The following is a 13,775-nucleotide window of genomic DNA, read 5'->3' on the forward strand; positions in this document are numbered from 1 at the left end:
CCAAATCGTGGTGGGATTGTCGTGAACAAGGTGGTCGCCGGGCAGGCGATTGCGGGGAAGAGCACTGCGATGCAGAACGCTGTGACGGAGCTGATGCGCATCTCCCCGCTGGCGGACGAGCTCGCGAAGCTCTTCGCGAAGGCGGGACACAGCCTGTACCTGGTCGGCGGCAGCGTCCGCGACATGATGCTCCGCAGGCTGTCGAACGACCTCGACTTCACCACCGACGCCCGGCCGGACCAGGTGCTCAAGATCGTCAGCGCCTGGGGCGACGCGGTCTGGGACGTCGGTATCGCGTTCGGCACCGTCGGCGTGACCAAACAGGGCATGACCCTGGAGATCACCACGTTCCGCGCCGACAGCTACGACCGCGTCGGCCGCAATCCCGAGGTCACCTTCGGCGACAGCATCGAGGGCGATCTGCTCCGCCGCGACTTCACGGTCAACGCGATGGCGATCGATCTCGCGAACAAGACCTTCGTCGACCCGCACGGCGGTCTTCAGGCGCTGCAGGACAAGGTGCTCGACACGCCCGCGACCCCGCAGGAGTCCTTCGCCGACGACCCGCTGCGCATGCTGCGGGCCGCGCGGTTCTCCGCGCAGCTCGGGTTCACCGCCGCGCCGCGGGTGGTCGACGCGATGGCGTCGATGGCCGAGGAGATCGACCGGATCACCGCCGAGCGCGTCCAGGCCGAACTGTCGAAGCTGCTGCTGGCGGACGACCCCCGGCCCGGGATCGAGCTGCTGGTCGACACCGGCCTCGCCGATCGCGTGCTCCCGGAAGTACCCGGGATGCGGCTGGCGATCGACGAGCACCACCAGCACAAGGACGTCTACCAGCACTCGCTGACCGTGCTCGCGCAGGCGATCGACCTGGAGAAGACGCACGAACCGACCTCCGAGCCGGATCTGATCCTGCGGCTCGCGGCGCTCCTGCACGACGTCGGCAAGCCCGCGACGCGTGAGTTCCAGCCCGGCGGCGGCGTGAGCTTCCACCACCACGAGGTCGTCGGCGCGAAGATGGCCCGCAAGCGTTTGCGGGCGCTGAAGTTCTCGAAGGAGATCGTCCAGGACGTCAGCCAGCTCGTGTTCCTGCACCTGCGGTTCCACGGCTACGGCAAGGGCGAATGGACGGATTCGGCGGTGCGGCGCTACGTCACCGACGCCGGCGACCTGCTGCCCCGGCTGCACAAGCTGGTGCGCGCCGACTGCACCACGCGCAACCGCAAGAAGGCGGCCGCGCTGCAGGCGACCTACGACGACCTTGAGCGGCGGATCGAAGCGATCCAGGCGCAGGAGGACCTCGACCGGGTCCGGCCGGACCTCAACGGCGAGGAGATCATGCGGATCCTCGGGCTCAAGCCGGGGCCGGACGTCGGCAAGGCGTGGAAGCACCTGAAGGAACTGCGGCTCGACCGCGGTCCGCTGGAGCACGACGAGGCGGTGGCCGAACTGAAGAAATGGGCCGCCGAGAACGGCATAGGCTGAGACAAACTCCCTTGGTCTCTGGATCCACGCGGCGTAACCGGAGATACTCCTGCCGGTACTCCGGGCAGGGGGAAAATCCATGGCGAAGCGGCCGTCCAGTTTTCTGGTGACGCTGCTGCGTCGGGGCGCGCCCGCGCTGGCGACGGCGACGAGCGAGCTGTCCGACGAGGTCGGCGACCCGACACCGATCCGCGCCCTCCGGCGGATCCAGCAGATGTCCGGTCCGATCGACACGGCTCATCGCGACAACCTGCTGCTCAGGGCCGCCCGCTACGTCGCTCTCGTCCCGCTGGTCTACCGGCTCTTCGCGGTGCCCGGCGCGTTCGGCGTCTACGTCTCCACGCACGGCATGATCGGGATCGGCCCGGTCGGGCTGGTGGCGCTCGGCTCGGTCGGGCTTTCGCTGTACGGGATCCGGTGGATGCTGCGCTCGGCGCCGTTCCGCCCGCAGCACGCCGCCCGGCTGCTGGCGATCGACCTCGTGTTCACCCTGCTCGCGCCGCTGGCCATCGGCGCGCTGGTACCGGCTTCGGTCTTCACCGAGGCGATGGCGGTGCCCGGCAAGCATCTGCTCGGCGAGGTCGCGTTGCTGGCGCTGGCACTGGGCATGCCCGCCGCCGCGGCGCTCGCCGTCGTGAGTTTCCCGGTGCGGATGCTGGCGTCCCTGTTCGGCACCGGTCACGCCGCGCCCGGCGACGCCATGGCCACCTTCCCGTCGATCCTCGGCGTCCTCTTCACCGCGAGCGGCGCCCTCGTCCTGATCGGTCTCGGTACCCGGCTCGCCCTCGCGTACGGCATCCGCAACGGCCGGATCGCCGAACGCGCCCGCCAGCATCGGATGCTGCACGACTCCGTGTTGCAGACCCTCGAAGCGATCGCGCTGGCCGACAAGGGCGACCCGGCCGCGCGCCTCGCGGAGGTGCAGCGGCTGGCGCGGGCGCAGTCGATGGAACTGCGGCGGACGATCGAGAACGAGGCTTCGGAACGCTCGGAGGCCGGTTCGCGGCCGCTGGGCGAGAAGCTCGCGTCGCTGGCGGCGGAGATGGCGCGGGACGGGTTGCGCGCCCAGCTCGTGATCGCCGAGCTCGACGACGACACGCTTTCGGAGGTCCGGCAGATCGCCATCCGTGACGCCGTCCGCGAGTCGCTGCGCAACACCCTCAAACACGCCGGGACGGACCAGGTCGTCGTGCGGGTCGAGGAGCAGGAAGGCGGCGTCGCGGTGATCACGCGCGATCACGGCGCCGGGTTCAGCCTCGAAACCCGGCCCGCCGGTTTCGGGATCAGCGAGTCCATCACCGCCCGCCTGAACGAGGTCGGTGGAACGGCGAGGGTGGAGTCGGCTCCGGGCAATGGCACCAGAGTCACCCTTTGGGTGCCTTTCTGACGGTAAACAGGAGCACATGAAGAAAACGGACGTCCTGGCCGAAGCGCTCACCGCGTACCGCGCCGGTGACCGGGCCAAGGCAGCGGACCTCGCCGAGCGGGCCGGATCCACGCTCGGCATCGAACTGCACCGGTACCTGACCGAGGGCGGCGGTGGTGCCGTCTACGACCGGCCCGCCGCGTTCACGGCGTTCATCCGCGGGGGCGGGAACGTCAAGCTCTACCGGCGGCTCAGTGCCATGCTCGCCCGGCGCTACGGCAGCGTCGGTTCCCTGCTCGACCTCGGCTGCGGCGACGGGCTCGCCGTCGTCCCGGCTCTCGAACAGGCGGACCGGCAGCCGGGCCGGATCGATCTCGTCGAGCCGTCGAGCGCGCTGCTCGCGGAAACACGCAAGCAGCTCGACGGCACCCACGGCCTGCACACCTGGGAGGCCACCGCGCAGGAATTCCTCGACCGGGACGACGACCGGCAGTGGCAGCTGACGCAGTCGACCTTCGCGCTCCAGTCGATCCCGACCGGGGAACGCACCGAGGTTCTGCGTGCGCTCCGGCCCCGCACCTCCTGTCTGGTGCTGGCCGAATTCGACGTGCCCGAGTACGACGAAGACTCCGCCGAATACCTGCTTTCCCTGGTCACGCGTTACGAACGCGGGATCGCGGAGTACGGCAAGGAGGCGTCGCTGGTGGCGCAGGGGTTCCTGCTGCCGGTCCTGCTCGGCCTGGTCGAACCCGGGACGGGCCGGACGAACTGGGAGCAGCCCGCCACCGATTGGGCTTCGCAGCTGAAGGAAGCGGGTTTCACCGGCGTCCGGATCGAGCCGCTCGCGGACTACTGGTGGTCGCCCGCGGTGCTGATCACCGCGTCCTGAAGTTTGGCTACGTTGGGGGTATGGGGATTCCGCTTTCCGCGCTCGAACTCGCCGTCGTCGAGGACGGCCGCGCGGCCACCGAAGTACTCGCTTCGACGACCACCGTCACCGCGAAACTGGAGGAACTGGGGTATCACCGCGTCTGGATCGCGGAGCACCACGGTTCACCGGCCATCGCCACGGCTTCGCCGCCGGTGCTGGCCGCGCATCTGGCGGCGGTGACGTCGTCGATCCGGATCGGCTCCGGCGGGGTGATGGCGCCGAACCACGCCCCGCTGGCGGTCGCCGAGCAGTTCGCGACGCTTTCGGCGCTGCACCCCGGCCGGATCGACCTCGGCGTCGGGCGCGGTCCCGGCACCTTCGACGAGAAGATCGTCCGCGCGTTGCGGCGGGGCGCGGATCCGGCGACGGACGACGAGTACCGCGCCGACGTCGCCGAGTTGCTGCGTCATCTGGCCGGGGAGACCGGAATCCGGGTGCTGCCCGGCGAGGTCCCGGCGCCGGAGCCGTGGCTGTTGTGCTCAAGTGCGGCCGGCGCCGGTCTCGCCGCCGAGCTCGGCCTGCCGATCGCGGTCGCGCACCACATCCGGCCGCAGAACACGGCCGAGGTCTTGCAGGCGTATCGCGAGAACTTCAAGCCGTCCCAATGGCGCGAAGAGCCGTACGTGATCCTCTGTGTCGAGACCATCTGCGCGGACACCGACGCCGAAGCGGCCTACGTCGCCGGGCCGTGCGCGGTGATCAAGTCGTACCTGCTCAACGGCGAGGGCGGCGACCTCGCCTTCCCGACCAGGGAGCAGGCCGCCGCGCATGAGTTCACGCCGGAGGCGAAGGAACTGATCGCGCAGTTCACCGCGGCGCAGGCGCACGGCGGACCCGAGAAGGTGGTGCGGTCGCTGAAGGACCTCGCCGCAGCCACCGGTGCCGACGAGCTGATGCTGACGGCACCGGTGTACGACGCGGCCGCGCGGGCCCGGTCCTACGAGCTGGTCGCGAAGGCCTTCTGACTACTGGACGCGGGAAAGCGCGCCGGATTCGAGATGCTGGGCGATCGGCCGGGGCAGCACGTAGGCCACGGCCCCGCCCGGCGTCCCGTTCCACGGCGCGGTGATACCGGTGACCACGCGCAGGGGCCGCAGGACGCGGTACAGACGGCGCTCCCGTTCGCGGTCCGCGGCCAGCGAGGTCTCGATGAACCGCGCCGATTCGGCGTGCACGAGGTTGCCGGTCTCGTTCCCGAACCGCTGCACCGTGGTGCCCGCCGGGAGGACGACGATCCGCTTGCGCCGGAAGAAGTTCAGCGGCGGCTCGCCCCGCAGCGGCAGGATCGGCCAGTCGGCCGGGTTGTCGGCCTCCTCGCTCGCGCCCGCCGCGGCCCGTGCCGGATACAGCAGCAGGGTGCCGAGGAAGAACCGCGCCGCCTCTTCGAGCTTGGCGAACGCCACCGGCTCGTCGGTCGGCGGGCGGGACACCTCCCAGCCGCTTTCGGTGCGGCGCAAGGTCCACAGCCCCGGCTCCGGTACCGCGTTCGCGCCGATCCGGAAGGACGTCGGCGCCACGCCGTGCTCGGCCAGCCGCTGGTACAGGACGTCCAGCACCTCGACGGCCCGGATGTCGCGGGCGGGCTCGCCGTCGCGTTCGACCCGGGTGCGGGCGCTTTCGTCCGGCAGGTCCGCGGCGGTCTGCGGCGGCCGCGGCTTGCCGGCGATCTCCGCCTCGGCGGTCGCCCGCACCAGCTCGCCGACCAGCGGCGGCCGGAAACCGGCGGCCCGGATGTGCTCGATCAGCTCGGGCTCCGGGGGCACCCCGTACTTCCGCAGGTAGTGCGGGACGGCCGCGGGCCAGATCCAGACGCCGTCGGTGTGGAAGGCGTTCGGCACGTCCGGCGGGCCGTTCGGGGTGAAGATGTCGGGCTGCGGACCGGGCCGGGTCAGCGCCACCGGCGAACGGAAGAGGTAGTCCAAGACGCCGCGCATCATGTCCGGCGGCACCGGCGGCCGGTTGACGACCGGTCGTTCGCCCTCGTTGTGCGCGTCGACGACCTGTGCGTGCCGGAACACGACGTCGAGCGGCAGACCCGCCTTGGCCGACAGCCAGGCCGGGACGTGCTTCTGGTCGCGCGGGAAGATCGCGAGCTCGGTCGCGTACGCGCGCGGAGACGGCTTGCCGCCTTCGTTGGGCGCGAGCCGCCACGTCGGCTCCTGATCGGCGTCGAAGTCGAAGTCGAAGTGCGACTCCGAGTCGAGCGTGAAGGTGCCCTGGAACCACGTGCCGGTCTCGGGCTGGTGCATCGCCGCGCGCAGCCGCGCGAACAGCGAGCCGAGCTCCGGCGGGGCCGCGATCGACACCGACACCGGGCCGTTGCCCTCGTCGCCGACCGAGCGGACCTCGAGTTCGGAGTAGTCGCCGACCTGCCGGAACTGGGCGCCGACCCGCTGCCAGCCGGGCGGCAGCACCCGCAGCAGTGTCCGGCCGATGGCGCGCAGGAGCGCGGCCTGATCGCCCGTACCCGCCTGAGGCCGGGATTCCGGCGTCTCGACGAAGTCGTGCCTGGTCTGCCACAAGGCCGTCAGCCGCGTCGGCGCGGCCGTGGTCGAGAAATCCGTCAGACCCAGTTCGGCCGCGCGGGCCGCGTCCTCGCCCGCCCAGCGCAACGTCAGGTCGCCGCCGCCGGTGCTCGGCGCGATCTGGAAATGCTCGTCGTCGAACCGGCCGTACGACTGCAGGCTGAAGGTCGCGCCCGCCTCGCCGTTCAGCACGACCCTGGCCGGACGGCCGTTCCAGTCGCGGTCGAAGCCCTCTGGCGCCGCTTCCCCCGGCGGCGCGATGAGCAGCAGTGTGCCGTCTTCGGTCGACCGCTGCGCCGCGAAGACGGTGTCCCCCCAGACGGCGTACAGGCCGTCCGGCCGCTCCGCCGCTTGAACCCGGTAACGCACTATGTGTCCCCTCCCCAAGTACCCCAAACCGGAGGTAAATCTAGTGGGCCGGATAGCGGGCGTACCACCGGTCGTCACCCGGTGCGCTCCCGCCGAACTCCGCGAGCGCGTCGTCCGCCAGCCCTCCGATGACCTCGGCCAGTTCCAGCTTCGCGAGCCAGTCCGTGTTGAGCGCTTCCTCGCCGTACATCGCGCCGACGAGGTTTCCGCAGATCGACCCCGTCGAGTCGCTGTCGCCGCTGTGGTTCACCGAGGCGAGCAGCGCGGTGTTCGCGTCCGTGGTGGTCAGCGCGACGTAGACCGACATGGAGAGCGCGGTTTCGCCGATGTTCCCCTGGCCGAGTGTTTCGAGCTTCTCCGGCGTCGGGGCACCTTCCCGGGACAGGGCGAGCGCCTGGTCGAGTGCGACGCTCTGCTCCTCGTGCCCCTGGTACTTCTCCAGCTCGGCACGGGCGGTCGCGACGGCGTCGAGCAGCGGTTTCCCGAGCAGCAGCTCGCGCACGATCACCGCGAAGGCACCCGACGAGAGATACCCGCTCGGGTGACCGTGCGTCAGCGCCGCGCTCTCAGCGCCGAGCCGGAACACCTCGGCGAGATCGTCCGACCACAGCGCGACCGGTGCCGCGCGCATGATCCCGCCGCAGCCCTTCGAGTTGTTCACCGGCTTGTCCATACCGGCGCGCACGCCGGTCTTGCCGTACGCCTCCAGCTCGCTGAAACAGGTGAGCCCGGGCGCGCGACGGCTGAACAGCTCCCGGTTCGTGATCAGCCAGCCGTCCGGTTCGGTGCTCGTGTCCTGCGGGCCGCGGGCTCGCTCCCACGAGACGCCCTGGGTGTGCAGCCAGCGCTGGTAGGCCAGCTGGAGCGACTGCTCGACCGGCGACGCGGTGGCAGTGGTAGCAAAGGTCCCTTGCTCCCGGCGGGCGGCGGCATGGGCTCTGATCAGGCCTTCGAGGGTGAACAGCGTCATCTGGGTGTCGTCGGTGATCCGCCCGACACCGCCGTACGCGGGGATGAGGTCGGTGATCCCGGCCGGGCCGGCGATCTCGCGGATGCGGTCGATCGAGTCGAACTCGGTCTTCGCGCCGAGCGCGTCGCCGATCGCCCCGGCGAACAGGCTGCCGCGCAGCCGCGACCTGGTCGCCGGATGTTGAAGCCACTCGCGCATTGCTCTACTGATCTCCTCGTGGATACCGTTTCGCTTCCCAGCGCCGCCGCTCTTCGGGCTCGCGGGGCAGGCCGAAGCGGTTGAAGTAGTAATAGGCGTCGCCCGCCAGATTGTCGATGACGCCGAGGCCGGGGTACGCGGCGAGCCAAGCCTCCGGGAGGCCGGGCACGGTGAGCCTGGCGCCCACCATCGCCCCGGTCAGCGCGGCGGTCACCGAGCCGCCGCGAGCGGCCAGCGTCAGCGCGGCTTCGGGGTCGTACCCGCGCTTGGCGGCGGCGAACAGGGCCCGGCCGAGCACCGAAAGCGGCGTCCTGCCGTCGCCGATGCTGTCGAACTGCTCGACGTCGTCGCCGCCGATGTCGTTCCGGAGGTCGAGCACGGTTTTGACCAGCTCGCCGACCTCGCCGCTGTACTCGTCGAAGCCTTCGAGGAAGTTCGCGACCGCCGGTTCGCCGTTCTGGGCCGCGAGCTGGGCGCGGAACACGTTCACCAGCAGTTCGGCGCCGTGGACGACCTCGTGGCCCGCCGCGGAACCGACCAGTTCGCGGACCACCTTCATCGCGTAGAAGGTGCTGTCGGCGGGACCCTGCACGCCACCCGTCACCGTCGCGGCGAGCGCGGTCGCCAGCATGGCCGAGAATTCGGCGGGGGCCGGTCCGGCGCCCGCGGTGGCCTTGGCGACCCAGCCGTCCGGCCGTCCGCCCGCGGGCAGCGAGGCCGGGATCTCGGGCTTGTCCGGAGTCGGGTCCAGGCCGCGGATCACCGATTCGGTGTGGAACAGCAGCTGCCGGGTCAGGCCGCCGAGCGGCAAGCCGTCGGCGGGATCGGCGCCCGAGCCGAGTGCGTCTCCGAGCGCGAAGCCGACGTACGCGCCGAGAAGCCGCGGGTACGCGAAGCTGCCGACGGGGAGTGTCGGGTCGTAGAACTTCCCGAACGTCCAGGCGGCCGGGCGCGGCTCGCCGTTGTCGTAAAAGTGCGTGACCAGCCCGTTGGCGAACAGGTCTTCGGGCAGTTCGGGCAGCGGGCGGCCGTCGTACTTCGCCCGTGAGCGCTCGAACGACAGCGTCGCGGCCTGCGTGTAGCGGGTGAGCTCTTCGCTGCTCAGCGGGTAGCCGTTGTCCCTGGCCTGGTCGACGAGGCTTCGCAGGTTCGCGACGGCGGGACTGCCGTACTCCCCGCTGAAGTAGGCGGGACGCCCGACGGACTCGGGATGCTCGGTACCGGCCGGGAGGTCGAGGTCGGCGACCTGCCGCAGCGTCTCGGGGTAGACGTTGAACGTCTCCGGGCGTCCGGGGTTGACCAGCAGCCCGACCCCGGGGTTGTCCTTGGCCCGGCGCAGGAGCACACGTGGCTGGACCCGCTGCCACACCGTGTACTCCGACGGGACCTGGGCCTCGGAGGTGTAGACGACGAAGCGCGCGCCCGCGTCACCGAAGTCGCGGACCTGCAGGTGGCCGTCCTTCGCCGGGGCCAGCACCTCGAGGTCGAGCATCCAATGGACGAACTCCTCCGGCGTGATCCACTCGACGCGGAGGTAGCCGAGAAGCGTTTCGACGGGGCTTTCCGGTGCCGGGCGGCCGGCGAACCGCGGCCCCGGCCGGTGCTCCGGGTTCACGCGGACCGCGCCGGTCGGCTCGCCGAAGAGCGTGTGCTGCTCCCAGCGCAGGATCGCCGCCTTCGGCACGGGCAAGCCGGGGACCGCGGCCGGATCGAACTCGGGATCGACGACCTCCGCCCACCGGGTGAACGCGTCCGTGTCGTCGCCCGCCGCCGAAACGGCCATCAGCTCCAGGTCGAGGCGGATCTCGCCGCCGTCGTCCGGGACGAAGGCGACCGGGCTGGGGAACAGGCCGGTGCCGGGGTCGGTGCCGTCGAGCCAGCCGACGGTGTTGTAGGTGACGTTCCAGCCGCCGGTCGCGCGCACGACGTAGTCGCGGCGGACCCGCAACGCGGCCGTCCCCTCCCCGCCTCGGTCCGTCAGCCATTCCTCGACGCGGCTGACGGCTTCCTCTTCGTTCATCGTCCCCATCCTGGCCTGTCGGTGAACCCGCGACCGCGATCGACGTCGGCAGGACGCCGCCTGGTCGTCCGCGTCACCGTCGCGGAAAGGGCGTCCTGCCACCGCGATAGCGGGGCCTTCGGCCGGGCGGGTTCACACCCTCGGTCATTTTCGGCTTCCATCTCAGCTCCGCCCCCAGCTCCAGAATCCTTCACCAGCGGGGGTACCGCTGGGACCAGCCGTCGACCTCGTGCAGCGCCGAATGGCGGTCGAAGTGCCAGAACGCGTCCGTGGCGATGTTCTCCAGCAGATACCGCAGTTCCAGTTGCTCGACCCACTTCTGCGGCAGCCCCGGGATCCCGGTGCGGGCGCCGAGCAGCGCACCGGCGATGGCGCCGGTGATCGCGCTGCGGCCCGAGTGGTTGACCGCCCGCAGCAGCGCCTGCTCCGGGTAGTTCTCGAAGCCGGACAGCGCCGCGAACGCGCGGCCCAGTACGGAAAGCGTGCTCTTGCCGTCGCCGATCAGCTCCGGGACCCGCAGATCGGGCAGGCCGTGCTTGCCGAAGAACGGCACCGATTCCGCGACCATCGCCTTGAGATCCGCCCAGACCGGTCCCCGCTGGTGCGGGTTCTGGTCGCTGAAGATCTCGCGGGAGGTGTTCCAGATCGGGTAGCTGAACGCCTCCGAGGTCAGCGCGGGTTCGAACAGCCAGGTCAGGTAGGTCGCCGCTTCGACGTCGACCTCACCCGGATGCGTGACCGCGACGAGGTCCCGCACCGCCTGCCGGACGCCGCCGCTCATCGCGCTCCCCGGCCCGGCCGCGGTCATCGCCGCCGGCAGCGCCGCGACCAGCGCGTCCGGGCCGCTCATCGGCATCGCCGTCGGCGAGATCGTCGCCAGCGCGTGGTAGGCGTTCAGCTCGGCGTCGTCAGGGGTGCGGCGGACGCGGAGTTCCGGCACCTTCACGAGCCAGCCGTCGGCGTTGTCCAGCGGCGCGCCCTGGGTGTGCAGCCAGCGCATCAGCGAGTTGCGGGCGACCGTCCCGAGCGCCTTTTCGGCGTCACGGTTCTCGGGCTGCTCGCGATGCGGGCTGCGGATCACGGCCTCGGTGTAGAACAACAGCCGCTGGGTGAGCGGCCCGACGCGACCGGGCAGGTCGAAGGCGACCGTCAGGTCGGAGATGCCCTCGGGGCCGTAGGTGTTGTGGATCTCGTCGAGCCGCATCCGGTCGACGGCCGCCCCGAGCGCCTCGCCGAGCGCGAAGCCCACGTACGCGCCCGTGACGCGCTGCCAGCCGTAACGCGAGCTGGAGCGGTCTCGTTCGAAGTACTTGCCGAAGGTGTCCAGACGCGGCTGGATCTGGCCCTCGTTGTCGTAGCCCGGCGCCAGCCCGTTCGCCCGCAGGTCGTTCGGACGGCCGCGGGGTGGTTCCGGCTGCTTGAGCCGGGCCAGCCATGACTGGCCGAGGATGGTCTTCTGGCATTCCTCGGCGCTCAGCTCGAACCCGCGGCGACGTGCCCGCTCGGCCGCCGCCAGTGGCGGCTTCACCGGCTCGGACAGGCCCATCTTCGCGGCGGTTTCGGCGGCGAAGGTCACCAGTTCGGGTTCCGCTTCCGGGCAGCGTTCGTTGACGTCGACCCCCGCGCCCCGGCGGGGGAACCGCTGCGCGGTCTCGGCGAGCTCGGCGCCGCTGACGTCCTCGAACGTCGCGGGACCGCCGTTGATCACGAGGTTCGGCGGGCTCTCGTAACCGGCCAGGGTGGCGATGTCGACCTTCCAATACCCGTGTTCGCGGGACGGGAGGTTCCTGGTCGAGCTGAACACCCGCAGCTCGGCGCGTTCCTCGTTGAAGTAGAACCGCTCCGTTTTGCCGGAGGCCAGGTCGAGCGGGACGTAGACCTCGCAGCGCAGCAGCCCGATGAGCAGCTGTTCCCTGGTCAGCCAGCCGACACTGGCGAACGACAGCAGCGTTTCGAGCTTGTTCTCGGGCTTCGGGTAGCCGCGGCGGACCGGGCCGGCCTTGTACTCGGGATTCTCCCGTTCCTCCCCGGTCTGCACGCCCTCCGCGTTGACCTTGACCCAGCCCGCGACGACCGCCGGCGGGACGCCGAGGTCACCGAGACCGGACTTGGCGTACTCGGGGTCGACGACCTCGCGCCAGGCCTCCTGGCCGGGGAACGCGACCGGGACGCTGAGCCCGCCGGGCTGCGGATGCGCCTGGCGCAGCTCGCCGTCGGGCTCGCGCACGATCACCGACGGCGGCGGGAAGATCTCCTTCTCGGCATGACCCTCGTCGAGGAAGGCGATCGTGTTGTAGGGGACCGACCAGCCCTCGGGGATCCGCAGGACCTTCTCGTGGTTCACGCGCAGGCCGGCGCCGCCCGGTTCGGACACGTCCGGACCGTGGACCGCGCGCAGCCACTCTTCGACCTTGGCTACCGCTTCCGCCGATTCCACCTACTCGATCCTCTCCAGGCTGCCGTCGGACACGTGCTCGGCGATGGTCCTCGGGAGCACGTAGGCCACCGCCCCACCAGGCATGTTCGCCCAAGGGACGGTGACACCGATGATCACGTGGAGCGGGCGTCGCAGCCGGTAGGTCCCACCGACACGCTCCCGTTCCAGCGGCAGGGACGTCGTGGCGAACCGTACCCCTCCGTGGTGAACCAGATTGCCGGTTTCCTCGCCGAACCGCAGTACGACCGTACCGGCGACCATCCGGCTGACGCGCTTGTTGCGGAGCAAGGTGAGGGGAGGCTCACCCGGTGCCGCGTGCACCGGCCAGTCGGCGAGTTCCTTCGCCGTCTCCAGTGGCGTCTCGTGTCCGGCGGTCATCCTCGCCGGATGCAGCAGAACCGCGCCGAGGAGCTGATGCGACGCGTCTTCGAGTTTGTCGAAATACTTCGGAGAGACCGCGGCGCCGCCCGAGTAGGCCGCGACCTCCCAGCCCTTCTCGGTGAAGTTGAGGCACCAGGCGCCGTCCGCGCGGTCGCCGATGCGGTACGCCTCCGGCCAGACGGCGTGCTCGCCGAGCCTGCTGACCAGCACGACCAGGAGTTCTTCGTCGGTCAGCGCCGGATTCGGCGACGTCTCCAGCTCCGCGGCGATGTCGCCCTCGGTCCTCTTGACGTCGGAGCGGCCCGGTCTCGGCCGCGGCTTGCCGAGCAGATCCGCTTCCGCGGTCCGCCGCACCAGATGCTCGACGTACGGCGGCTGGAATCGCTGGCCGCGGATGTGCTCGACCAGCTCCGGCTCCGGCGGGATCCCGTATTTCCGCAGGTAGTGCGGTACGGACGCGTGCCAGATCCAGGTGCCGTCGGTGTGGTAGCTCTCCGGGACGTCGCCGTCGGCCTCCGGATCGAAGATGTCCTTGCCGAGGCCGCTGCCGGACAGGATCGCCGGTTCACGTTCGAGGTACTGCGCGACCAGCGGCGCTTCGGACTCGTCGAGTTCGGGTCTTTCCACCACCGGCGGCTCGCCCTCGGTGTACGCGTCGACGATCCGGGCGTGCCGGAACTCGACCCGCAACGGCAGCTGCGCGCGCAGCCGCCACCAGTCCGGGACGTGCTCGTCTTCTCGCGGGAACGCGGCCAGCTCGTCCGGGTACGCCGAAGACGGCGGTGCCTCGGTCCACGCCGGCTCGTCGTCGAGGGTGAAGTCGAAGTCGAAGGTGCCGTCGGGTTTCAGCGTGAACCGGGATTGGAGCCAGGTTCCCCGGCCGGTCGCGTACATCCCGGCGCGGAGCCTGCCGAAGAGATCGTTCAGCTCGGGCGCGGGCGTGAGATTGTGGCCCTCGAGTTCGGTGTGCTCCCCCGCCCGCCGGAAATCGGCGACAGCGGCGTGGGCGGGGTCGGTGATACCCGCCAGGATGAGCCTGCCGATCTGGACCAGCAGCCCGCGCTGTTGTTCCGGAGTGAGTTGTTCCACG

The 13,775-nt window shown here is 70.7% G+C and carries 9 protein-coding genes; 4 read left to right on the forward strand and 5 right to left on the reverse strand.

Annotated elements, in window-relative coordinates; all coding sequences use genetic code 11:
• Positions 1-69: 69 nt before the first annotated feature.
• From ACIBTM_RS38435 to ACIBTM_RS38450, 4 genes are all read left to right on the forward strand, one after another.
• Complete coding sequence (locus ACIBTM_RS38435) at positions 70-1,488, forward strand: CCA tRNA nucleotidyltransferase (protein WP_395882060.1); 1,419 nt, start codon at positions 70-72, stop codon at positions 1,486-1,488.
• Between the two features lie 79 nt (positions 1,489-1,567).
• On the forward strand, positions 1,568-2,875 hold the full coding sequence (locus tag ACIBTM_RS38440) for a sensor histidine kinase (RefSeq protein WP_395882061.1): 1,308 nt from the start codon (positions 1,568-1,570) through the stop codon (positions 2,873-2,875).
• A gap of 16 nt (positions 2,876-2,891) precedes the next feature.
• Positions 2,892-3,743, forward strand: a complete 852-nt coding sequence (locus ACIBTM_RS38445) for a class I SAM-dependent methyltransferase (RefSeq protein WP_395882062.1) — start codon at positions 2,892-2,894, stop codon at positions 3,741-3,743.
• Between the two features lie 20 nt (positions 3,744-3,763).
• Positions 3,764-4,750: an LLM class flavin-dependent oxidoreductase gene (locus ACIBTM_RS38450; protein WP_395882063.1), complete on the forward strand. Its 987-nt coding sequence runs from the start codon at positions 3,764-3,766 to the stop codon at positions 4,748-4,750.
• Here ACIBTM_RS38450 and ACIBTM_RS38455 read toward each other — a convergent pair whose 3' ends face one another.
• The 5 genes from ACIBTM_RS38455 to ACIBTM_RS38475 all read right to left on the reverse strand — a co-directional run bounded on the left by ACIBTM_RS38455 (position 4,751) and on the right by ACIBTM_RS38475 (position 13,774).
• Positions 4,751-6,679, reverse strand: coding sequence for a TNT domain-containing protein (locus tag ACIBTM_RS38455; RefSeq protein WP_395882064.1), 1,929 nt, complete (start codon positions 6,677-6,679; stop codon positions 4,751-4,753).
• Between the two features lie 40 nt (positions 6,680-6,719).
• The gene (locus ACIBTM_RS38460; RefSeq protein WP_395882065.1) at positions 6,720-7,847 is read right to left on the reverse strand and encodes an ADP-ribosylglycohydrolase family protein; all 1,128 of its coding nucleotides are present in this window, start codon (positions 7,845-7,847) and stop codon (positions 6,720-6,722) included.
• A gap of 4 nt (positions 7,848-7,851) precedes the next feature.
• The gene (locus ACIBTM_RS38465; protein WP_395882066.1) at positions 7,852-9,867 is read right to left on the reverse strand and encodes a YrhB domain-containing protein; all 2,016 of its coding nucleotides are present in this window, start codon (positions 9,865-9,867) and stop codon (positions 7,852-7,854) included.
• Positions 9,868-10,057: 190 nt separating this feature from the next.
• On the reverse strand, positions 10,058-12,304 hold the full coding sequence (locus ACIBTM_RS38470; RefSeq protein ID WP_395882067.1) for an ADP-ribosylglycohydrolase family protein: 2,247 nt from the start codon (positions 12,302-12,304) through the stop codon (positions 10,058-10,060).
• Positions 12,305-13,774 (reverse strand): TNT domain-containing protein, encoded by a 1,470-nt coding sequence (locus ACIBTM_RS38475; RefSeq protein WP_395882068.1) that lies wholly within the window; start codon positions 13,772-13,774, stop codon positions 12,305-12,307.
• Position 13,775: the final 1 nt, after the last annotated feature.

This window comes from Amycolatopsis sp. NPDC049868, assembly GCF_044461365.1.
In the GTDB taxonomy this organism is placed as follows: Bacteria; Actinomycetota; Actinomycetes; order Mycobacteriales; family Pseudonocardiaceae; genus Amycolatopsis.

Bases quoted from the DNA above. Each gene is read 5' to 3' on its own strand.
- ACIBTM_RS38460 (WP_395882065.1), bottom strand. From the start codon at position 7,847: ATGCGCGAGTGGCTTCAACATCCGGCGACCAGGTCGCGGCTGCGCGGC.
- ACIBTM_RS38450 (WP_395882063.1), top strand. From the start codon at position 3,764: ATGGGGATTCCGCTTTCCGCGCTCGAACTCGCCGTCGTCGAGGACGGC.
- ACIBTM_RS38445 (WP_395882062.1), top strand. From the start codon at position 2,892: ATGAAGAAAACGGACGTCCTGGCCGAAGCGCTCACCGCGTACCGCGCC.
- ACIBTM_RS38440 (WP_395882061.1), top strand. From the start codon at position 1,568: ATGGCGAAGCGGCCGTCCAGTTTTCTGGTGACGCTGCTGCGTCGGGGC.
- ACIBTM_RS38465 (WP_395882066.1), bottom strand. From the start codon at position 9,867: ATGAACGAAGAGGAAGCCGTCAGCCGCGTCGAGGAATGGCTGACGGAC.
- ACIBTM_RS38435 (WP_395882060.1), top strand. From the start codon at position 70: ATGCAGAACGCTGTGACGGAGCTGATGCGCATCTCCCCGCTGGCGGAC.